This window comes from Candidatus Palauibacter sp., from assembly GCF_965222475.1.
Lineage (GTDB): Bacteria > Gemmatimonadota > Gemmatimonadetes > Palauibacterales > Palauibacteraceae > Palauibacter.
In genome coordinates this window covers 425,699-445,986 of sequence record NZ_CBDCUB010000001.1, presented here as the reverse complement: position 1 = coordinate 445,986, position 20,288 = coordinate 425,699, and the positions used below count along the sequence as shown (strand labels likewise).

The 20,288-nt window shown below is 66.2% G+C and carries 25 protein-coding genes and 1 pseudogene; 10 read left to right on the top strand and 16 right to left on the bottom strand.

All coding sequences use genetic code 11. The features are described from left to right. Window positions 1-15 precede the first annotated feature (15 nt). Window positions 16-2,403, top strand: a complete 2,388-nt coding sequence (locus tag ACOQPP_RS01970) for an AAA family ATPase (RefSeq protein WP_419165517.1) — start codon at window positions 16-18, stop codon at window positions 2,401-2,403. 91 nt (window positions 2,404-2,494) lie between these two features. Here ACOQPP_RS01970 and ACOQPP_RS01965 read toward each other — a convergent pair whose 3' ends face one another. From ACOQPP_RS01965 to ACOQPP_RS01955, 3 genes are all read right to left on the bottom strand, one after another. Then, a complete protein-coding gene (locus tag ACOQPP_RS01965; RefSeq protein ID WP_419165516.1) occupies window positions 2,495-4,660 on the bottom strand; it encodes a type I restriction-modification system subunit M in 2,166 nt (721 codons plus the stop codon). A gap of 220 nt (window positions 4,661-4,880) precedes the next feature. Next, window positions 4,881-5,234, bottom strand: a complete 354-nt coding sequence (locus ACOQPP_RS01960; protein ID WP_419165515.1) for a DUF5615 family PIN-like protein — start codon at window positions 5,232-5,234, stop codon at window positions 4,881-4,883. A gap of 10 nt (window positions 5,235-5,244) precedes the next feature. Then, entirely contained in the window at window positions 5,245-5,607 is a 363-nt protein-coding gene (locus ACOQPP_RS01955) for a DUF433 domain-containing protein (RefSeq protein ID WP_419165514.1), read from the bottom strand. Between the two features lie 66 nt (window positions 5,608-5,673). Here ACOQPP_RS01955 and ACOQPP_RS01950 point away from each other — a divergent pair, with 66 nt between their 5' ends. The 3 genes from ACOQPP_RS01950 to ACOQPP_RS01940 all read left to right on the top strand — a co-directional run bounded on the left by ACOQPP_RS01950 (window position 5,674) and on the right by ACOQPP_RS01940 (window position 7,584). Beyond that, on the top strand, window positions 5,674-5,967 hold the full coding sequence (locus tag ACOQPP_RS01950; protein ID WP_419165513.1) for a HigA family addiction module antitoxin: 294 nt from the start codon (window positions 5,674-5,676) through the stop codon (window positions 5,965-5,967). Continuing rightward, entirely contained in the window at window positions 5,967-6,278 is a 312-nt protein-coding gene (locus ACOQPP_RS01945; protein WP_419165512.1) for a HigA family addiction module antitoxin, read from the top strand. Before ACOQPP_RS01950 ends, ACOQPP_RS01945 begins: the two co-directional genes overlap by 1 nt. 319 nt (window positions 6,279-6,597) lie before the next feature. Beyond that, window positions 6,598-7,584, top strand: a complete 987-nt coding sequence (locus ACOQPP_RS01940; RefSeq protein WP_420635763.1) for an ATP-grasp domain-containing protein — start codon at window positions 6,598-6,600, stop codon at window positions 7,582-7,584. A 123-nt stretch (window positions 7,585-7,707) separates the two neighbouring features. Here the strand turns inward: ACOQPP_RS01940 and ACOQPP_RS01935 are convergent, their stop codons facing one another. From ACOQPP_RS01935 to ACOQPP_RS01915, 5 genes are all read right to left on the bottom strand, one after another. After that, window positions 7,708-8,121, bottom strand: coding sequence for a type II toxin-antitoxin system VapC family toxin (locus tag ACOQPP_RS01935; RefSeq protein WP_419165510.1), 414 nt, complete (start codon window positions 8,119-8,121; stop codon window positions 7,708-7,710). Further along, a complete protein-coding gene (locus tag ACOQPP_RS01930) occupies window positions 8,118-8,360 on the bottom strand; it encodes a hypothetical protein (protein ID WP_419165509.1) in 243 nt (80 codons plus the stop codon). The genes ACOQPP_RS01935 and ACOQPP_RS01930 overlap by 4 nt, the downstream gene beginning before the upstream one ends. 78 nt (window positions 8,361-8,438) lie before the next feature. After that, window positions 8,439-8,858, bottom strand: coding sequence for a HEPN domain-containing protein (locus tag ACOQPP_RS01925; protein WP_419165508.1), 420 nt, complete (start codon window positions 8,856-8,858; stop codon window positions 8,439-8,441). Beyond that, window positions 8,858-9,436 carry a toxin-antitoxin system HicB family antitoxin gene (locus ACOQPP_RS01920; RefSeq protein ID WP_419165507.1) on the bottom strand — a complete coding sequence of 193 codons (579 nt, stop codon included), beginning with the start codon at window positions 9,434-9,436 and terminating at the stop codon, window positions 8,858-8,860. The genes ACOQPP_RS01925 and ACOQPP_RS01920 overlap by 1 nt, the downstream gene beginning before the upstream one ends. Before the next feature lie 78 nt (window positions 9,437-9,514). Then, complete coding sequence (locus tag ACOQPP_RS01915) at window positions 9,515-10,333, bottom strand: oxidoreductase (protein ID WP_419165506.1); 819 nt, start codon at window positions 10,331-10,333, stop codon at window positions 9,515-9,517. Between the two features lie 132 nt (window positions 10,334-10,465). Between ACOQPP_RS01915 and ACOQPP_RS01910 the strand changes: the two genes are divergently transcribed. Together ACOQPP_RS01910 and ACOQPP_RS01905 are read left to right on the top strand one after the other, a co-directional pair. Continuing rightward, entirely contained in the window at window positions 10,466-10,858 is a 393-nt protein-coding gene (locus tag ACOQPP_RS01910; protein ID WP_419165505.1) for a DUF1801 domain-containing protein, read from the top strand. Window positions 10,859-10,870: 12 nt separating this feature from the next. Then, entirely contained in the window at window positions 10,871-11,524 is a 654-nt protein-coding gene (locus ACOQPP_RS01905; protein WP_419165504.1) for a thymidine kinase, read from the top strand. 71 nt (window positions 11,525-11,595) lie between these two features. Here the strand turns inward: ACOQPP_RS01905 and ACOQPP_RS01900 are convergent, their stop codons facing one another. The 3 genes from ACOQPP_RS01900 to ACOQPP_RS01890 are packed head-to-tail and all read right to left on the bottom strand — an operon-like array spanning window position 11,596 to window position 13,971. Next, window positions 11,596-13,221 carry a M14 family metallopeptidase gene (locus tag ACOQPP_RS01900; RefSeq protein ID WP_419165503.1) on the bottom strand — a complete coding sequence of 542 codons (1,626 nt, stop codon included), beginning with the start codon at window positions 13,219-13,221 and terminating at the stop codon, window positions 11,596-11,598. A gap of 52 nt (window positions 13,222-13,273) precedes the next feature. Then, the gene (locus ACOQPP_RS01895; RefSeq protein WP_419165502.1) at window positions 13,274-13,669 is read right to left on the bottom strand and encodes a type II toxin-antitoxin system VapC family toxin; all 396 of its coding nucleotides are present in this window, start codon (window positions 13,667-13,669) and stop codon (window positions 13,274-13,276) included. Further along, on the bottom strand, window positions 13,666-13,971 hold the full coding sequence (locus ACOQPP_RS01890) for a FitA-like ribbon-helix-helix domain-containing protein (protein ID WP_419165501.1): 306 nt from the start codon (window positions 13,969-13,971) through the stop codon (window positions 13,666-13,668). Before ACOQPP_RS01890 ends, ACOQPP_RS01895 begins: the two co-directional genes overlap by 4 nt. Window positions 13,972-14,286: 315 nt before the next feature. On the opposite strand from ACOQPP_RS01890, the gene ACOQPP_RS01885 reads away from it, so the two are divergent. Then, a complete protein-coding gene (locus tag ACOQPP_RS01885; protein ID WP_419165500.1) occupies window positions 14,287-15,813 on the top strand; it encodes a BCCT family transporter in 1,527 nt (508 codons plus the stop codon). A 27-nt stretch (window positions 15,814-15,840) separates the two neighbouring features. Here ACOQPP_RS01885 and ACOQPP_RS01880 read toward each other — a convergent pair whose 3' ends face one another. Then, entirely contained in the window at window positions 15,841-16,338 is a 498-nt protein-coding gene (locus ACOQPP_RS01880; RefSeq protein ID WP_419165499.1) for a hypothetical protein, read from the bottom strand. 359 nt (window positions 16,339-16,697) lie between these two features. On the opposite strand from ACOQPP_RS01880, the gene ACOQPP_RS01875 reads away from it, so the two are divergent. Further along, window positions 16,698-17,105, top strand: coding sequence for a hypothetical protein (locus tag ACOQPP_RS01875; protein WP_419165498.1), 408 nt, complete (start codon window positions 16,698-16,700; stop codon window positions 17,103-17,105). Between the two features lie 36 nt (window positions 17,106-17,141). On the opposite strand, the gene ACOQPP_RS01870 is transcribed toward ACOQPP_RS01875, so the two are convergent. The 4 genes and pseudogenes from ACOQPP_RS01870 to ACOQPP_RS01855 all read right to left on the bottom strand — a co-directional run bounded on the left by ACOQPP_RS01870 (window position 17,142) and on the right by ACOQPP_RS01855 (window position 19,470). Beyond that, window positions 17,142-17,696, bottom strand: a complete 555-nt coding sequence (locus ACOQPP_RS01870; RefSeq protein ID WP_420635979.1) for a hypothetical protein — start codon at window positions 17,694-17,696, stop codon at window positions 17,142-17,144. Between the two features lie 29 nt (window positions 17,697-17,725). Further along, window positions 17,726-18,046, bottom strand: a pseudogene (locus ACOQPP_RS01865) (M14 family zinc carboxypeptidase); the annotation flags it as partial. Between the two features lie 130 nt (window positions 18,047-18,176). Continuing rightward, the gene (locus ACOQPP_RS01860) at window positions 18,177-18,995 is read right to left on the bottom strand and encodes an oxidoreductase (RefSeq protein WP_419165497.1); all 819 of its coding nucleotides are present in this window, start codon (window positions 18,993-18,995) and stop codon (window positions 18,177-18,179) included. Window positions 18,996-19,248: 253 nt separating this feature from the next. Beyond that, window positions 19,249-19,470 (bottom strand): DUF6364 family protein, encoded by a 222-nt coding sequence (locus ACOQPP_RS01855; RefSeq protein ID WP_419165496.1) that lies wholly within the window; start codon window positions 19,468-19,470, stop codon window positions 19,249-19,251. Between the two features lie 171 nt (window positions 19,471-19,641). Here ACOQPP_RS01855 and ACOQPP_RS01850 point away from each other — a divergent pair, with 171 nt between their 5' ends. Together ACOQPP_RS01850 and ACOQPP_RS01845 are read left to right on the top strand one after the other, a co-directional pair. Beyond that, window positions 19,642-19,974, top strand: a complete 333-nt coding sequence (locus ACOQPP_RS01850; protein WP_419165495.1) for a type II toxin-antitoxin system RelE/ParE family toxin — start codon at window positions 19,642-19,644, stop codon at window positions 19,972-19,974. Next, window positions 19,971-20,276, top strand: a complete 306-nt coding sequence (locus ACOQPP_RS01845; protein ID WP_419165494.1) for a helix-turn-helix domain-containing protein — start codon at window positions 19,971-19,973, stop codon at window positions 20,274-20,276. The genes ACOQPP_RS01850 and ACOQPP_RS01845 overlap by 4 nt, the downstream gene beginning before the upstream one ends. The last annotated feature ends 12 nt before the right edge of the window (window positions 20,277-20,288 follow it).

The following is a 20,288-nucleotide window of genomic DNA, read 5'->3' as shown; positions in this document are numbered from 1 at the left end:
GAGGAGGCTCGACTCATGGGCATCGCGGCGAAGAACTACAATCCGGGTTTCCTCTCCGACGCCGACCTGAGGGCGACGTTCTGCGTCAGGACGGGCGAGTTCCGGTCGATCATCGAGACCCTTCGCGAGAACACGCGCGCCTCCAACCAGCACGTCATCGTGATCGGCCCGCGCGGGAGCGGAAAGACGATGCTCCTCTTGCGCGTAGCGTCGGAGATCCGGTCCGATCCCGAACTCTCCTCCCGCCTGTATCCGATCGTGTTCGCGGAGGAAAGCTACGGAGTCGGCACCTGCGGCGAGTTCTGGCTGGAGTGTCTGTCCCACCTCTCCCGCCAGGTACCGGGTGAGAGGGGCGGGGTGAATCTCTCCCTTAGCCTGGAGGATCTGCGGAAGGAGCGGGATGACCGCAGGCTGCGCGAACGGTGCCTCGGCGCAGTGCTGGACTTCGCCGAGCGCGAGGGAAAGCGGCTGGTGCTGGGCGTGGAGAACCTCAATATGATGTTCTCCGACATGACGGACCGCGACGCGGGATGGTGCCTGAGGCAGACGCTCCAGACCGAGCCGCAGATCATGTTGGTTGGCAGCGCGACGAGCAGGTTCGGCGAGATCGACCGGCCCGACCGGGCGCTATACGACCTCTTTCGGGTGTTGACGCTGCGCCCGCTCGACCGGAAGGAGAGCGCAGTGTTGTGCGAAACGGTCGCCGGCCGGCCCGTGCAGCCCGGCGCCGCCCGTCGTCTTCAGATCATTACCGGCGGAAGCCCCCGCTTGCTGGCCATCATGGCACGCTTCGCCGCGGAGACGTCCTTCGGCGCCCTGATGGCCGATCTTCTGGATCTGGTCGACGAACACACCGCCTATTTCAAGAGCCACCTGGAATCACTGCCCGCCCAGGAACGCCGAGTTTACCTGGCGCTCCTCGAACTATGGAAGCCGTCGACGGCCCGGGAAACCGCGGAGCGCGCCAGAATCGAAACGAGCGCGTGCAGCGCCCAGCTCAGGCGCCTGATCGGGCGCGGTGTGGTGTCGGAGGCGGGCGGAACGGCCCGTCGCAAGCAGTACTACGTCAGCGAGCGTCTCTACGCCATCTATTATCTGCTCCGCCAAAGCCGAGGGACGGACGGGTTGGCCCAGGCGCTGGTGGCGTTCATGGAGGCGTACTACGCGAAACGAGAACTGGAAGGGCTCGTGGATCGGATGATGGCGGACGCACCCACCCTGGATTCGGCCGTCCAAGGCCTCCACGATGTCACGTTACGCCGCCTGGGTCGAAGTCCCCTGCTGGCGCCGCATTTTGTTCGGGAACACCCCCGATACGCGGACGACGATGTGACGGAGGCCATCGAGGCGGCCGCGGAGCGTCGGGACCGAGCTGCGGAAGCGCTTGAACGGGGCGATACGGCTCGCGCGCTCGAGATCTGGGACGGCGTGCTGCACGAGTGGGAGGCGATCGGGCGTCACGCGACGAAGACATCCGCCGCGCTTCGCGACGAGTTCGCTGCCGTCTTGCAGTGCAAGGCACTTTGCCTGCACGAGCTGGGGCGATCGGACGAAGCCCTCGGAGCCTGCGACGATTTGATCCGTAGGTTCGACAGGAATGATCCCGCCGAGGCGGTGGCGGTCGCGATGATCACGCGCGCGCGCGTGCTGCGCGAGATGGAAAGAACCGCCGAGGAGGTGGAAGTCTATGGTAAGCTCGAGCGCCGATTTGGGTCCGGCGACGAACTCACGACCCGCGCGCGCGGTCTCCTCGCAGAAGCGCGCGTCCTCAACGCGGAACACCTTTTCAATCTGGAGCGCCCGGACGAATCGATCGCGGAACTCGAGAAACTCGTGGAGCATTTCGGAGACAGTTCGGTCGCTGACATAAGAGACGTAGTGGCCTACGGACTTTTTCTGAAGGCGACTGTATTCAGCAGCCTGAACCGTGGTTTGGAGCAGCGCGTGACGTATGATGAAATGTTGCGACGCCTGGCCGAGACCGATGGACTTGCCGAAGCGGGCGAGTGTCCCGAGCGCCGGAGGATGGATGCGCTGGACCAGCGGGCTCACGTACACATGCTTCGCTTTCAGGCATGCATCCGGTTGGGCGAATATCCATCAGCAGTCGGCGACATCCGGACCGTCCTCGGAATCCTCCCACAGCTAGACGGCTTTCCCGAGGGATTGATCGGGGACGTGGTGTCCGCGAGCCCGGTTCTCGGCTTCGACCAAATGGCCGCTCTCATCCGGGAATCCCCGTCGTCCACATTACTTCTTCCTCTCACGACCGCTCTCGAACTTGAGATGGGCCTGGAACCGAGAGTCGCGATCGAGGTCCGGGAGGTGGCGGAGGACATCCGGCGGGAGCTTGCGGATCTGAAACGGCTGAAATCAGCCGTGCGATCCGAGACGAGTCGGTGACGGAGCGACGGTCGCCGCGAAGGTTGCCTCGCGGGAGGAGGCGCGTCGTCAACAGATTCGTTGTCAACAATTCCGTTGACGCCGGCGCGGGTCAGGCCTCCGGGGTGTAGGGAATCCGCGCCACCTCCCGCAGCATCTCCACGATCTCGGCTCCGATTGTCCCGATATCCGCTTCGATCTCTTCGAGCGGGCGGGGCGGCTTGAAGCGGTAGAAGTAGCGGTTGAAGTTGATCTCGTATCCCACGATACCGACGTTCCCGTCGTGCCGGTCGCGCTTCGTCGCGTCGATCCACGCGTCGGGCGCGTGCGGCTTGACCTCTCGATCGAAAAACTCCCGCACGCTTTCCGGAATCCCGTCGTCGTCCACCGGGTCGTCGCCATCCGGGAGCGGGACGCGCTCGGTGTCCCGAAGCTTCGGGTCGGGCTCCGGATCGCCGTTCGCGGCGTGGCAGATCTCCGCCGTTTCGTCGCGTTCCGAGAGCGCCTTGAGGATCGCCTTCCGCAGGGGAACCCGTAGCTTGATCCCCGTCCCTTCCATGGCCCCGTCCAGTTCGGCGGCGAACGCCTCCCGATTCTTGTAGAGGGCGTCCGGCAGCGTCCCGAGCGCCGCCTTGATCGATGCCTGCAGCGCCCGGCCTTCCGCCTCCTCGCGCTTCCCCGCCTCGCCGCGCTTTCGAGATTTGGCCAGGTTCGCGAACGTCGTCTGCTCGTCCAGCCGGGCGATCCGCTCCCCGCTCGCCCGGAAGTTGAGCCGCAGCGGGCGTTCCACCGTGATCTTCCGGAACCCGAATCGCGTCGCCGGGAAGACGCGGCTGACTGTCACGTCCTCTTCGCCATCGTCGCCGGGCACGGGGCGGGTATCGCCGTCTTCGCACCCCCGCAGGAGCGTCAGGATGTCTACCGCCGCCTCCGGCGGGATCTCGCGCCGCTTGTCCCCGAGGCTCTTCTTGAGCGGCGACCAGAAGGATGTGGCGTCGATGAGCTGGACCTTGCCCGCGCGCTCCGGCGCCTTGCGGTTCGTGAGGAGCCAGATGTAGGTGCCGATGCCGGTGTTGTAGAAGAGCTGTTCGGGGAGCGCGATCAGCGCCTCGAGCAGCTCGTTCTCCAGGATGTGACGGCGGATCTCGCTCTCGCCGCTGCCCGCGTCGCCGGTGAAGAGCGGCGAGCCGTTCATGATGATCGCGATCCGCGTCCCGCTCTTCTCCGGCGGCTTCGCGCGCGCGAGCATGTGCAGGAGGAACAGCGTCTGCCCGTCGCTGATCCTCGGGAGTCCGGGACCGAAACGGCCGGCGGCCCCGCGCTCGTGTTCCGCCTTGACCGCGTCCTTGTCGCGCTTCCAGTCCTTTCCGTAGGGAGGATTGGCGATCAGGTAGTCGAAGCGTTGGCCCGCGTGCCGGTCGTTGGAGAGCACGCTGCCGAAGGCGATCCTCTTGGCGTCGTGGCCCTCCGGGTCCTTCATGAAGAAGTCCGACCTCGATATCGCCCACGTCTCGGGGTTCACCTCCTGCCCGAACAGGTGGATGTCCGCATCGGGATTGATCGGACGCCGGAGGAGTTCGCCGTTCTCCTCCCTGCCCTCGAGGATGCGCTGCTTGGCGATCATCAGCATGCCGCCGGAGCCGCAGCAGGGGTCGTAGACGCTGCGCACGGTGCCCACGCGCGAGAGTTCCTCCTCGTCTCCCGCCAGCATCAGCTCGACCATGAGGTGGACGACGTCCCGCGGCGTGAAGTGCTCGCCGGGGTTCTCGTCCAGCGCCTCGTTGAACTTCCGGATCAGCTCCTCGAAGATCGTTCCCATGGTCGCGTTGTCGATCGCGTCGGGATGGAGGTCCAGCGTCCCGAACCGCTCCACCACCTGGTACAGCAGCTGCGACTCGTCGAGTTTGCTGATCGTGTTGTCGAAGTCGAACCGCTCGATGACCTCCCTCATGTCATCGCTGAACCCGACGATGTAGTTGCGCAGGTTCGCGGCCAGTTGCGGCGCGTCGCCGAGGAGGCGCTCGAAGTCGTATCGCGACGTGTTGTAGAAGGCGAACCCCGAGGCCTTCTTGAGCTGCGCGTCCATGTCTTCGAGGCCCAGCCCCCGCAGTTCGGCCTTCCGCGCGAGCACCTTCGCCTTCGTCGGCGCGAGCACGCAGTCGAGCCGCCGCAGCACGGTCAGCGGGAGGATCACGTCCTGGTACTTCCCCCGCTTGAAGGTGTCCCGAATCAGGTTCGCGACATCCCAGATGAAGCTGACGATCTCCGTATGGGTCATAGGCTCTCCCCCGCCTCGTGATAGCTCCTGTCAAGTAGGGATTGCGCGCGTACAAGATCCTGGGGAGCTCGCAGAGTCAATTCGACATCTCCCGTACCGCCATGCGCAATGCGGACGAAGCCGGGCACCAGACGGACGCTCATGGGATCGTCACCATTCGTCGCTCACTAAGCTCCGATTCACAATGCTCTCCGCGCTACGCCGGACGCACTTCGGCGGGTCAGTCTCTTACGCGAATTCTCGTTTCTTCCACGATCCAGAGTTGGCCTTGGAGATCGGTGTCTTGCACCGCCCGCAGGAATCGGCGACCGATCCTGAGCACATGGTCCCGTGCATGGTTTTGAAGTCGAAAAACCACCAGCCCGGCGAACCGGCTTGGCGGGTAGGCGCGGATGTCCGAGAAGTCCTTGTCGAGCGTCACGATGGCACGATCCTCCGAGACACAGATCGACGCGAGCCGGGAATCGCTCGCTCCACTCAGTCCCTGGTCGAGAACCGTCACCGCGTCATGTCCGGAATCACGGAACAGCGCAGCGAGATCCCGAGGAAGGTTCTCGTCCAGCTTGTACTTCACGCTGGATCTCCTAGCCGGAGAACGAGAGAACCCGCTCCTTGGCCAGCTCGGCGGCGTAGCATATCGCCGCGCGGACGGCTTCGGGTGTGACCGAAGGGTAGCTTTCGACGATTGCCTGGGAATCCAGTCCCGCCGCTAGATTATCGAGTACGGTCGTCACGAGGACCCGAGTGCCGGTGATGCAGGCTCTTCCGTGGCAGATCTCGGGATCGACGGTAATGTGGTCTCGCCAGTTCATGGGCTTGTTCAACCTGTCCATCGGAGTTCCAGTTTCGGCCGCCACACCGCCGGCCAGGGTCGTCGCCTCGGCGGAGTCGCCGCAAGTTCCAAGGTAACGATATTGCGACTGCTTGGGGAAAGCTTTGGTCCGCATCGCCAAGGACTCGCGTAGTCGCGTGCGCACACGCTGGCTCCAACAGCCCGGAAGGGAGAACAGAGCATGAACGACGTCAACAGCGAGCGCGTGGCGCCGATGCCAAGTCCCCCGCACCTGGGCGAGCTGATCGGAGAGAGCATGGAAGAGGTCGGATGGAATGTGACCGAGACGGCGGCCCGTCTGGGGTGCGAGCGCGGGACGCTGTCGCGGCTGCTCAACGGCAGGGCAGGCGTTTCCGCCAAAATGGCCCTGGCGTTGGAGGCGGTCGGCTGGGGCAGCGCGGATCACTGGATGCGGATGCAGGCAAGCTATGAACTCGCACAGGCACGGCGAGCGGGCGGAGAGGAGTACCACTGATGTCTGATCGCGGAATCAAGGTGAACATGACTCCCTCCCATCCCGGCGAGTTCGTTCGCACCGAGGTCATCGATGAACTCGGCTTGAACGTGACGAAGGCCGCCGGGATCCTCGGCGTGCGGCGAGCGACGCTCTCTTCACTCCTGAACGGCAAGGCCGCGCTTTCCCCGGAGATGGCGCTGCGCATTGAGAAGGCGTTCGGCGTGAGCATGGACATGCTGCTGCGGATGCAGGCGTGGCACGACGCCGCGCGGATGCGGGCCCGCACGAGTGAAATCGCGGTCCAGCGCTACCAACCCACGGGACCATGACTCATCCTCCTGCTGCCAAAAAGTTGCTCCGCGATGCCCACCCACGCATCTTCTCGCGCCATGATCCACGCGCCCGACATCCGACCTCTCCGCGCCCGCGGAGCGACCTGCGTCTGTACCTGTATGTGTTCGTGTCTCCACGACGCGTGGATCCGGGTGTGTTGATGCGCTGAGCCTCTAGCTCAAACCGTTTTCGAGCCGCCCCGGTCCGCCGACCCGGGCGGTTTTTTTGTGCCCTGATGCGCCGCCCGCCGTCGTCTTCCGCCTCGTCCCGAAGCTTGTTCAACCTGTTCAACCGGTTCAACCTGGGAGAAAACCCATGATCCGCCCCGTTCTGCCGAAGATACATGTCCTGTACGAAAACCCGGCCTGGATTCCGCCCCTTCAGGAGGCGCTCGCGCGGGAGGGCTTCCGGGTCCGCCTCGTGCATGTGAACGAGGGGCTCGTCGACCCGGCCAAACCTCCTCCCGAGGGCGTCTGGATCAACCGCATCAGCCCATCGTCGCACACGCGGGGCCACGTCCACACGGTGGAGCTGGCGCGGCAGTTCCTGTACTGGCTGGAGTCCCACGGCCGCCGCGTGATCAACGGGCTCGGCGCCTTCGAGTTGGAGATGAGCAAGCTCCGGCAAGACCTCGTCCTGCGGCGGCACGGGATCCGGACCCCTCGCACGGTGCTGGCGGTGGGGAGGAAGCACCTGCTCGAAGCGGCCGCCACCTTCGACGGCCCGTTCATCACGAAGCACGACCAGGGGGGCAAGGGCCTGGGGATCCATCTCTTCCACGACGCCGGTGAACTCGAGGGGCATCTCGACGGCGACGGCTTTGACGCGGGGCCCGGCGCCCGGATGATCCTCCAGCAGTACATCCGCGCCCCGGAACCGTTCATCACGCGAGTGGAGATCGTGGGCGGCCGCTTCGTGTTCGCCATGCGGAGTTCCACGGTCGGCGGGTTCGAGCTCTGCCCCTCGGATGCGTGCAATCCGATGCCCTCCGGGAGGGACGAGGAAGAGAAGCTCCAGGTGTGCCCGACCGGCCCCGGTCTCTTCAACCCCTCGCCGGTCGCGGAGGATGACCCGCTGGTGCAGCGGTACATCCGGCTCTGCAACGAGGAGGGGATCGAGATCGCCGGCATCGAATACGTGCGGGACGCGTGGGGCCACCGCTACACGTACGACATCAACGGCACGACGAACTACAACCAGACGCTGGGAGCCCGAATCGGCGTCGACGGAATGGGCGAGGTGGCCCGCTACGTACGCAGAACGGCAATCCCGGGCTGCCGGCCCCAGCGCATCGCCTGTTGAGCGCGGCGCCGTGGCGGGTCGACGTCGAGGCGTTCCCGCGGGAATGTCGGCACAACGCGCGGGAGTACTTCCTGGCCAGCACCTCGTAACGGTTCGCGGGGTGCTTGACGCAACCGGGCCGGGTCAGCGCACTACCTGAAAGGCCCGGGCGCGCCGGGGGCCGAAGCGGTAGACCGCGAAGTCGTTGTCGAAGGATGCGGCGCGGTGGACACCCAGGCGTTCCATCACGGAGAAGCTGGTGCGGTCGACGAGTGAGAAATCCTGATCCGGAAAGGCTTGCCCAACGGCCCAGGCGGTGTGCAGGTCGGCGGGCCCCACGGTCTCGATCCGTGCGATCCCGCTCCGCAGGCCGTCCCAGAATGTCTCGGCCGCAGCGCGGTGAATGCGAAACCGAAGGAGCGTCCAACTCTCCACGAGAACGTGATCGGAGGTGACAAGCCGCTCGCCGGTGCCGAGAAGCTCCCGCGCCCGTGCGTTGCTCTCATCCCCGGCGTCGGCTGCAGCGTACCAGACGGAGGTGTCAACGAAGAGCGTCACTCCCGCTGGCCCGAGAACGCCTCGGCGACCATCGCGTCCTTGCGCCGGGCGATATCGGAACCCTGCGAGCGCCCGAGGTTGAAGACCGCGCTGGGGTCCGCCGCCGGTTCGTCCCCGCCAAGATCCGCAGCCACGAGCCGTCGCACGTACTCGGCCAGGGATATCCCGAGGCGGCGCGCGCGACGACGCGCTTCGTGCAGCATCTCCGATTCAAACGAGAGTTGCGTTCGTGTCATCATGATACATACACCATGATACCACATCCTGAGTTCGTCAACCCACGATCGGCGCGACCATCCGCCGGGACTGTGGCGGCGTCAACCCTCTCCTTCCATCACATGCGGATACACCACGTCGACCGTTCGGCGCGCGTCGTCGCGAGCGCTCACCGCGTCCGCCCTCGAGTAGAATCCGCTCGGCGTCAGGTCCTCGGCCCCGTAGAAGGCGAGTTCGCGGTCCCTGCGGAGGTGGCGGGACGCTGCCGCCAGTGCCTCGGCTTCGCGGGCCAGGTCCGCCGGCAAGCGATCCTTCGCTGTGAGTAGCACGTCCGAGACGTCGTGGATCCGGGGCGGGTCGATACCGCACCAACGCAGTAGCCCCTTCAGCGCCAGCTCCACAATCTCTTGCGATTCCCGAACGACGTCCGGCCAGCTTTCTTCCCGGAACAGCACGTCCAGGGCCCCGAGCCGGATCTTCGCCCGCCGGACATAGTCCGCGGCCAGCCCGACGTTCCGCATCAACCGGCCCTCACCCAATACGACTGTCCGTGGGCGCGGCGGCGGGAGATCCGGCCTGCCGAGATCATTCCGCGGATACCCGCGAGCCGTTCCGATACCTCCAGACCCCGCTCATGCAGCACAACGCCGTCGGTCGCCACCTCCGCCCACGTACCGGAAGGTACGGCTCCCTCCGCCGGGAGGTGGACGAAGTGCGGCTCGACCTCGTGACCGCGCCAATGAAGTGCCGGCTCGCTGTCCCAACGTCGATACAGCTCCCTCGTAATCGGGACACATTCCTCGGCGATCAACAGCACATCGAAGTCCGAAGCCGCTCGGCTCTCGCCGCGCGTCCATGAGCCGAAGGCGACGACACCCACCAGCGATTCGCCGAGCAGTCTTGCCGCTCGCCCGATCAGGTCGGAGGCCTCCTCGTCCAGCCACGCACCGGGAGACGCCAGCTTGCGGGCACAGTACTCGTTGAGCGACGTGGCCGCGGCACGCGCCGCCGAGCGCAGCGCACCGTGCAGGCCGGGGTCGATACGAAGCACGAAGCGGCCTGAGGGGCTGGATTCTCGAACTGTAGTATCACGTGACATAGTGATATGGTATCATACGTTTGGACGTGTGTCGAGACGTGTGTCGGCTCGGCGACCTCTCCCGTGGCGGCCGTGACTTCATCGGAAGGCACGGCGCAGCACGAATTCGTAGATCCCGTCGCCGAACCACCTCCTGAGGAACATCATGGGCCGCGCTATCGCTCCGCCCACATATCGCCGGCGGGGCTTTGCGGTCGTAGCGGCCTTGACCAACACCTTGGCAAATACCTCCGCTTCGGTCCCGCGTGCCATGGCGCGCGGGTCGTCCATCCGCTTGAGGAACGAGTCCACCTGCGCCTTGTATGCGGTGTCGCCGGAGTATCTCCTCATCTGGGCTCTCATCACGTCGCCGAACTCGGTCTTGATCGCGCCCGGTTCGATGACAACGACCTTGATGTTGAACGGTGCGGTCTCGAAGCGGAGGCAGTCCGACCAGCCCTCCAGGGCGTGCTTGGTCGCGTGGTACCAGGCCCCGAGGGGCACGAAGACCCTGCCCAGCATGGACGAGACGTTGATGATCCGGCCCGAGCGCTGCGCCCGCATGTGCGGCAGCACCAGCTGGGTGAGGTGGGCGAGGCCGAAGAGGTTCACCTCGAACTGGTATCTGGCGTCGTCGAGCGGGATGTCCTCGACGGGCCCGTAGAGGCCGAAGCCCGCGTTGTTGATCAGGACATCGATGCATCCCTCGCTCTCGATGACCCGGCTCACGGCCCGCTCGTTGTCGTCGCCCCTCGTGACGTCCATCTCGACGGGGGTGATGCCGTGTTCGGCCAGATCCTCCAGGCGGTCCACACGGCGGGCGCCAGCGTACACGCTGTGACCCTTCCGAGCCAGCAGGATCGCGACCTCACGGCCGATGCCGGACGATGCTCCGGTGACCAGCATGACTTTGTGCATGGCGCTGCTCCTTCTCTCGGCTCGTGCCGCCTTCGCGCCCGCGGCCCGTACCCGGTTCATGTTCGAGGGCGTCGACACGATGTTAGCGTTGGGGGAGATCCGGAAGAACTGAAACACGGAGGGGCGAAAGCGATGGCCGGAAACCCCGAGGTCGACAAGGCATTCAGCAACGCCATGCGTTGGCGGCAGGAAGCGGATCAGCTGCGAGAGATCCTCCTGGAATGCGGCCTGACCGAAGAGTTGAAGTGGGGGAATCCTTGCTACGCCCATGACGGCAGGAACATCTGCATCATCCAGAGAATGAAGGACTTCCTCGCGCTCTTGTTCTTCAAGGGCGCACTGCTGAGAGACCCGGACGGCGTTCTCGAGAGGCAGGGGCCCAACTCTCGTGCCGGGTTCCGCATGCGCTTCACCAGCGGTGAGGACGTCGCGCGGATGGCAGAGAGGATTAAAGCCTACACGCGTGAAGCGATCGAAGTCGAACAAGCGGGGCTGCTTGATGGGAAGGGATTCCATGACCGGTAGGCGGGAATAGCCATGCTGCACAGGGCGAGACACGGGTGGATCGAGGTCGTCGCCGGCGTCATGTTCAGCGGAAAGTCCGAGGAGCTGATCCGGCGCGTACGGCGCGCCCTCATCGCCGGCCGGCGCGTTCAGCTCTTCAAGTCCCATCTCGACGACCGCTACGGCGGCCAGTTCCAGATCTCGTCCCACGACGGCCGGGAGATCGACGCCGAGCCCGTGTCCAACTCCGTGCAGATCGCCGAGAAGGTTCGCCCGGCGACGCAGGTCATCGCCATCGACGAGGCCCAGTTCCTGGACGACGGCGTCTGCGAGGTTGCCGATGCGCTGGCGGATGCCGGGATGCGCGTCATCGTGGCCGGCACCGACATGGACTTCCGCGGCGAGCCCTTCGGCCCCATGGGTCTGCTCCTGGCGCGCGCGGAGCGGATCGACAAGCTGCACGCGATCTGCGTCGTGTGCGGCGATCCGGCGACGAGGAACCAGCGCCTCATCGACGGGAAGCCGGCGCCCGCTGAGGGACCGACGATCCAGGTGGGAGGCTCCGAGTCCTACGAGGCGCGCTGCCGCCGCTGCCACGACGTGCCGAAGCGAGGCCGGGCCCAGACGGAGCTGCTGCCGAGGCGCGAAACGGAGGGCTGGGAGGGGCTAGTCGTTATCCGGGTTTAGTTACGAATGGATAGTTATCCACGGATGGATAATCGTGGCTAATGCCGTCTGCCGTAACTGGCGTACGCTCGTCAGCCGCCCGGGACCCGCAGAATCGGATACAGCTCCCCGGCGCGCAGCCGGTCCGCAAGAAACCCCCAGTTCGCGAAGCCGTCGTCGGACTGCGGCTCCACCAGGCTGAACAGCAGACGTCCCAGCGGCTGGTCGGCCCTGGCCCACATGTCTCCGGGGGCCGGGGTGACTCGGCCCGGCTCGTAGCGCCCGAAGAGCGATTGCTCGTTGCGCCCCTGGAACGGCCGCTCGGTGGTCCGTACCGAATCGATACGGAACGCCTCCACATCCATCGGCGTCGCCTCCGCCGGCTCGAGCGCTATGCCGTGTGCCGCGAGCCGTGTCAGAACTTCCTCCAGACCGGCGGGAATCAGGTAGGCCCGGGGCACGCGCCCGCGCAGGGTCGGGGCGAACGTCCCGTACTCGTACATCGTCTCGACGTACTGCGTATCACGCCGCAACAGCAGCGGGCGCCCGGTGAGGGGGTGCGCTTCCTCGGTCGTGGCGCCCATGAGGATGTCGACCGGCGCGGCCGAGCGCTCGGGCGCGGCGCGCAGCGCAAGCGAATCGCCCACCACTCCGGCGGCATCGGCATCCGCGACGATTCGGCGGACCTCGTCCGCCTGCTCATGCACATAGTCCAGGATCTCTTCGACGAAGTACAGCGTCGAGAGCACGCGCTCCTCGAAGCTCGCGTAGGCGTAGGCCTCGCTCAGGATCCCGATCCTGTTGCGGAGACCGAGATAGTTGTTGTTGAACCGCGGGCGGTGGTCGAAGGTGTACCAGCCGCGCGCGTCCCCACCGCGCGCGGACGCGTTCCCGTAGTAGTAGTACTCCCAGCCGTGCTTGGCCCGGATCTCCCCGGTCACGTGGGGAAGTAGTCCCTCCCGGAGAAAGTCGTCGATCGCGGCCGGCGTGTTCGGGTGGAGCGGGGGCGAGTACGTGATATGGTAGGCGTGCCGCGTCCCGTTCGTCGTGTGCAGATCGATGGCTACGTGCGGATCGTATTCGCTGAACAACCGCGCCACCGACCGCGCTTCGGGCGAGTCGAGCTTCATGTGATCGCGGTTCAGGTCATAGCCCTGGGCGTTCGGCCGCTGACCCATCCCGCCGATCGGCCCGTGCTGACGGCCGCGGTTCGTGAGGCTCACCCGTTCGTTGCCGTCCGCGTTGTAGATGGGCGCGATCAGCAGGACCATCGACTCCCGCCATTCGCGGTGGCGGCCGGCGAGAAGGTCGCGGAGCAACATCTGGAGCGCCTCCTTCCCGCACACTTCGCCGCCGTGGATGTTGCCCTGCAGGTAGACGACGGTCTTGCCGGAAGCTCTGACGGACGCCGGACCCGGATCTTCGACGTCGGCCACTACGGCCAGGGGAAGCGCCCGTCCCTCGTTCGTATAGCCGTATGTGGTGTAGTGGACCGACGGATCGCTGGCCGCCGCGCGCTCCAGGAAGTCCACGACATCGGCGTGCGAACTGGTCTCCCGATACTCTGTGCGCTCCGCGCGCGTGAGAAACGCAGTGTCCGGGGGCGCGGCGGCGTCGCACGCCGTGAGTACGGCCGCGACCGCCGTGTATGCCGCCAGCCGACCCGAAGTCGCCGCTCCAGCCTTCCATGCCGCCATGCGTTCCGCGCGCTTTTCCATAGGTCGGATCCTGTCACACGATCAACCCAACCTATCAGTTGCAGCGAAGGTGTCAGGCGCCCGGGATCACTCCGATGTCGGGACACCGCAGTAGCGACGCGTCCGCCGTGACCAGCGTGAGGCCGTGTATCCTGGCGGTGGCGGCGATGAAGCGATCGGCCGGATCCCCATACCCGAGGCGGATGCCGCGGCTGCCGAACGCGACCTCGAATGTCACGGGGACTTCGTGCACGGGCCGGACGGTGAGGGCCGTACGGATCCAGCTCCAGGGATCGGGCTGGAGAAGCACACGTCCCTTCTCGGCGAGCACCAACGCCTCCCAGACGCTTACGGGGGACAGCGCCAGGGTGTTCGCCGGGTCGGCCAGGGCGCTGCGGGCCCGGGCGGAGAGCCGGTCCGGATCCAGCAGGCTCCAGAGCCAGATGTGGGTATCGAGGAGCAGCTTCACCGCGTCTGATCGTCGTCCGGGTTGGCGGCCTCGGGGCGCAGTGCGGCCCACTCGGAGGGATCGGCTGCCGGCGAGACGATGTCGCCGACGATCTCACCGACGTCGCTCATGGCCCCCAACCATCCTCCGCCGTCGGCCATCCGGGCCCGCTCGCGCACGACCCCGAGCGTGGGCTGCCGGATCGCGTGACGGGCCAGCAGGTGGCGCAGTTCGCCCTCCAGCGAGCGATGGTTGGCCTTGGCCCGCCGCTTGAGCGCGACGATCACGTCGTCGTCCACGTTCCGGATCGTGAGTACTCCCAAGTGTCGTCCCCCTGCGCCAGCGTCGCGATGAAGGCGTATTGTATTGGAATCGGCTTCATTATGACAGCGCCGCACCGCAAGCTCGGAGGGCGTTCCCGCGGGAACGTCCGGCTGAGCTTTCGGCGGCTTCGGGATCGCGCTCTCCCGCGGCTGCCGGATTCCCCTTGCACCCGCGCCTGGCTACGGTACAGGGATGCGTCAACAAGGGACTGATCTTCAACAGGTGGTGAGCGCGTCGACCGTGGACCCATGAGCCGGGGGCGGCACCGGCGAGCCACGGCGGATGCCGGGCCGTGGAAGGGGCTGAATCCCCGGATGGCGCTGGCCGCCAAGGGCCTCGTTCTGGTCTTCGTCCTTGCCACCGTTTGGGACGTGGACGCCGCTGGCGCCGTGTTCGACCGCGTCCGCGCCTGGATTGAGGGCACGCTTGACTGGTTCTATGTCTTGGCCGTCTGCGCCAGCGTGTTCACCTGCCTCTTCCTGGTTTGCAGCCGGTTCGGCAGGATCCGGCTCGGCGACGAGGCTTCCTCACCCGAGTTCCGCACGTCCTCCTGGCTCGCCATGCTGTTCTCGGCAGGTGTCGGGATCGGATTGCTGTTCTTCTCCATCGCTGAACCGATCTTCTATTTCGACAACAGCCATGCCGCGGGTTACCCCAACAACCCAGGCGCCGACCTGGCGGGCGCCGTGTTGCTGGACGAGCGGCGCGCCGTGCACGCCATGCGCGTCGCCTACTTCCATTGGGGCATACACGGATGGGCCGTCTATGTCGTGGTCGGACTGTGTCTGGCCTACTTCGGATTTCGCAAGAAGCTGCCGTTGACGCCGCGCTCTGCTCTGTATCCGCTCATCGGCGAGCGAATCTACGGCCCGATCGGTGACCTCGTGGACCTGCTGGCGGTGTTCGGCGGGGTCTTCGGCATTGCGACCTCCCTGGGCCTCGGGGCAAGCCAGATGGCCACCGGACTCGACGTGCTGCTCGGCGTTGATCCGGGTCTCGTCACGCAGGTCGCGCTCATCGCCGCCATCTCGCTGGCGGCCACGCTGTCGGCGGTATCCGGAGTGAGCCGCGGGATCCGCATCCTGTCCGAGTGGAACATCGGTCTGAGCGTTCTCCTGCTGGGGTGCTTCCTGTTTCTTGGCCCCTTCACGTGGCTCGTCGAATTCCTTGCCACCTCCCTCGGCGAGTACCTGTGGCGCGTGGTGCCCATGGGATTGTGGATCGCCGATGATCCGGGGCACGCCGCGTGGCAGAACGCCTGGACGATCTTCTACTGGGGATGGTGGATCTCCTGGGCGCCCTTCGTCGGCACGTTCATCGCCCGCATCTCCCGCGGGCGCACGCTGCGCGAGTTCATCCTGGGCGTGATGGTTGTCCCGACTGGCCTGGCGCTGCTGTGGATCGGGGTTTTTGGCGGCAACGCCATCCATTTGGAACTCAACGCCCCGGGCGGCGTCGGAACGGCCGGGATCATCGAACTGGTGCGGGGTGCGAATTACGAAGCCGCGCTCTACGCGACCATTGACCGGATGAGCGACATCAGTTGGCTCGCCTGGGCCATGTCCGCTGTGGCCACGCTCCTGTTGGCGACATGGTTCATCACGTCTTCGGACTCCGGCACTCTGGTCATCACCACCCTCCTGAGCATGGGCGACCCTCACCCCCCGCGGCGTTTCCGCATCGTCTGGGGGCTCGGCGTGGGAGTGGTGGCCGCCGTGCTCCTGCTTGCCGATGGTCTCCAGGCCCTGCAGACCGCAGCCATGGCCGCCGCCCTGCCCGTGGGCGTCGTGCTCTTGTTCATGATCGCCGGACTGCTCAGGTCCCTGGCGCGCGATCCCTAGCGGCGCTGGACCGTCTCGGTCGGGCGTTCAGCCCCCGCCAGGCTCCTCCACGGTCACGCGACCGGCATGCAGTTCGATTTCTTCCCGCACCCAGCGCCCGATGTAGAGGCGTGACAGGTAGGCGGTGACGACGTAGGTCCGCGGGAGGCCGCGGAATGGGGGGAGTTCCACCACGGGCTGGATCCTGAGCCTCACGCTTGCCCCGGGTTGGAGCGTGCGGCGGCCGCGCCCGAACGTACAGCCGAACCACGGAGTCTCCTCGTAGCTGTGCCGGGTGGCTCCCTCACGGTACGCGCGCGCCGTGATCGAGCAGTAGTGGTAGATCGCCGGATCGGTTCCCTTGTTGTGGAGATCCACGCTGACGCGGACCGTGGGCGGAGTCTCCGTGAGGATGGCGACCGTCGCCTGTGCCCTCACACCTTGGAGATCCTCCTCATTCGGAACGTGCGGCCCGATCGAATCCAGGCAGCCGCCCGGCAGCATGGCGAGCGCCAGCACCGCCAGCCCGGCCTTTCTCGTCGCCATGTCTCCCTCCCCCGGGTGAGCCGCGTGTCATACCTGAAACGCTCCGCGGCGGCGGCACGGGACGAATTGAAGAGAGGGCGGCCCGAGCTCTCGGTCCCCTTCTCCAGACGGCGGGAGGGAGTTCTCCTGCGCAGAATCGCGGTTGCTCTGGTTCTGCTCCCCATGGCGCTGCCTGCGGCCGCGCAGACGACCCTTGGCCTCCGCGCCGGGATGGGCAGTGCGCGGATGGTCGTGACGGACGATGTCGTGTTCGGACCATGTCCGCCAAACAGTGACTGCCCCGGCTTCCTCACCGATTCCGCGCGTGCGTTCACCTTCGGAGCGGACCTGGCGTCCCAATCTTCTCGGATGCTGTCGAAATGCGGGTCGGCGCTACGTACGCCGCAAAGGGGGGCGCCGCGGTTGGGCGCGCCGCCAACGGCGAGCCTCTGCGCGGCCGGGTCTCCCCGAGCTACCTGCAGCTCTCGTCACTTCTGCGCGCACGCACTTCCGGTCGGCTGTCGGTGGGCATCCTGTTCGGCCCGTGGGTTGCGATCCGGCTGTGGTGCGGAGAGGACGGCCGGGGAGTGGACGGGAGATGTGGTCGCTTCAACGCCGACATGCCGGACGCCGGCGTCGCCGTCGGCGGAGGTGTCGAACTTGCGGTCTCCGGCCGTTTGAGTATCGGCGTGGACGCGGTCTCCTATCACGGGCTGACGGCGCTCTCGAGCTACAAGGGCACGAGGTTCGTCGCGATCCATGCGGGAGTCGTCGTCCCCGTCGGCTGACGGATCCTGGACGACGGACTTCGACACCCGCACCTACTACTTGCCGAGCCCGGACTCCAGCGGCTGAGCGCCAGCCGTATGTCCGCTCCGGCCGGAGATCGCTGAGCGGGAGACGGAACCGAGCGGCTGGTCGGTTCGCGCCAGCATGTCGCCCGGGGCCGGCGCGACTCGGTTCGACTCGTAGGCGCCGAAGAGCGTCTGCTCGTTCCGTCCCTGAAACGGTCGCTCGGCCGTGCCCACCGAATCGATGCGGAACGCCTCTACATCCACGGGCGCCGCCCCGGCCGGTTCGAGCGCGATGCCGTGCGCCGCGAGCCGGGTCAGGACATCCCCCAGACCGGCGGGAATCAGGTAGGCCTCGGGCACGCGCCCGCGTAACGTCGGCGCGAACGTCCCGTACTCGTACATGGGCTCGACGTACTGCGTATCGCTCCGAAGGAGCAGCGGGCGCCCGGTGGGGGGGTGCGCTTCCTCGGACGTGGCGCCCATGAGGATGTCGACCGGTGCGGCCGAGCGCTCGGGGGCGGCGCGCAGCGCGAGCGAATCCCCCGCCACGCCGGCGGCATCGGCATCGGCGACGATGCGCCGCACGTCCTCCGCCGGTTCACGAGGTTCACCCGTTCGTTCCCGTCCGCGTTGTAGATCGGCGCGATGAGCAGGACCATCGACTCCCGCCATTCTCCGTGCCGGCCGGCGAGGAGGTCGCGCAGGAGCATCTGGAGCGCCTCCTTCCCGCACACCTTGCCCCCGTGGATGTTGCCCTGCAGGTAGACCACCGTCTTGCCGGAAGCCGGACGGCCTCCGGACTCGGATCTTCGACATCGCTCGCCGCGGCGCGCTCCAGGAAGTCCACGACATCGGCGTGCGAACTCGTCTCGCGATACTCCGTGCGCTCCGCGCGGGTGAGAAACGCTTCGTCCGCGGGTGTCGAACCTCCGCACCCCGCGAGTACGACCGCCACCGCCATCAACAGAGGACCCGAAGTCCCGGTTCCAGCTTTCCAGATCGCCATTGGTTCCGCGCCCTTTTCGATGGTCGGGTGGTGTCGCACCAAAAACCCCAACCTATGGGTCAGCGGAACGCGCGGCGCAGCAGGAATTCGTAGATCCCGTCGCCGAGCCACTTCCTGATGAAGAGCGCGGGCCGCGCCATCGAGCCCTTGACGTACCTCCGGCGGGGCCTGGGGGCCATCGCGGCCTCGAGTAACACCTCGGCAAGTACGTGGGCCCTGGTGCTCCGGCCCATGGCTTTCGAATCGTCGAACATCTTGAAGAACGGTTCGAACTGTGCCTTGTACGCGGTGTCGTCGTAGTACTCGTTCAACCGCACCCTGGTCACGTCGAGGAACTCGGTCTTGATCGCGCCCGGTTCGACGAGGACGACCTGGATGTTGAACGGCGCGGTCTCGAGGCGGAGGCAGTCCGACCAGCCTTCCAGCGCGTGTTTGGTGGCCACGTACCAGGCCCCGAGAGGCACGAAGATCTTCCCCACCACGGACGAGACGTTGATGATCCGGCCCGAGCGCTGCGCCCGCATGTGCGGCAGGACGAGCTGGGTGAGGTGGGCGAGGCCGAACAGGTTCACCTCGAACTGGTACCTCGCGTCTTCGAGCGGAATGTCCTCGACGGGCCCGTAGAGGCCGAAGCCCGCGTTGTTGATGAGGACGTCGATCCGTCCTTCGCTCTCGATGATCCGGCTCACGACCCGCTCGTTGTCGTCCTCCTTCGTGACGTCCATCTGGAAGGGCGCGATGCCGTGTTCGGTCAGATCCTGCATGCGGGCCAGCCGGCGGGCGCCGGCGTACACCGTGTGGCCCTCCCGAGCCAGCAGGATCGCCACCTCCCGGCCGATCCCGGCCGAAGCTCCGGTGACGAGCATCACTTTGCTCATATCACTGCTCCTCCTCTCGGAGTCGTGCATCGCATTGCGTCGTGACAAGGCGTTCCCGCGGGAACGTCATCGTGCAGGTCGGCGCCTCTTCGGTCTCGACCCGTGTGATCCCACTGCGAGGCCGTCGCCTTGCCCCACGGGCAAGAGGCTACCAGACGCGAGCGTCAACGGACAGGTCGAAGTCGGGCATCGGGACCCCCGCGCCGGGGGTCTCAAGGTAGCAGGAGTTCGACGGTCTCCGTGTCCGGGGCCATCAGACGTACTTCCGGACGAGTGCCTTGTACCGGGGATCGTCATGACTCGCGGCTCGAAACTGTCCTCTCCAGCGCTCTGTGAAGCAGGGATCCTCGTCCTCCACCATCTCCTTGAGCGACGCTTCGATGAGCGATGAGAGGGAGACACGCCGACCGTGCGCGTATCGCTTGGCGGCCCGGACCACGTCGGAGTCCATCGTGATCGTCAGTTTGGTCTTCATTCCTCAGCTCCCGGCTGAACGTATACGTGCCGTTGATAACCTGGACGTATACTCGAAAATGGGTTATGGGAGCCGGCCACATCGGCGTCGCTGGAGGCAGAAGGGATTCTTCGACGCCGGAGCCGACATATTCTTGCTTGCAAGCCATGCGGCAGTGCCGCACATTCGCCGATGCGAATCTTCACTACGCGAACCTACGAACGCGCCGTCCGCAAACTCTTGCCAGAGGCAGACCGGCGGGCGATGGAAGCGGCTATCGTCGCCAACCCGGCAGCCGCGCCCGTCATCCGGGGAACCGGAGGGCTTCGCAAGTTGCGCTGGGCGGGCTCGGGACGGGGCAAGCGGGGTGGAATCCGCACGATCTATTTCCGTCAAGCGGGTCCGGACGCGATCTACCTGCTGACCGCCTACGCGAAGGCGGATCAGGAAGACCTGAGTCCAGCGGACAGAAAGGTGCTATCGCGGCTTGCGGCCGCGATCAAGGAGGAGGAACGAGACCGATGACGACCCGGCGAACGGAGGTGGGGCGCGAGGTGGAAGCGGCTCTCGGCGAAGTGCTCGCTCATGTGCGCGGCACGACGCCGCTTCCCTGCCGAATCGTCGATGACCCCGCCGCCGAGCACATCGTGGCGCTCCGAAAGCGATTGAAGCTGAGCCGCCAGAAGTTCGCGGATCGCTTCGGGCTCGATGTCCGGGCGGTGCAGGAATGGGAACAAGGGCGGCGGGTCCCGGACCGCGCGGCCCGTGTCCTGCTCACCGTCATCGACCGCGAACCGGAGGCGGTCGTTCGCGCTCTAGCAGAATAGGGTACGCCTCTC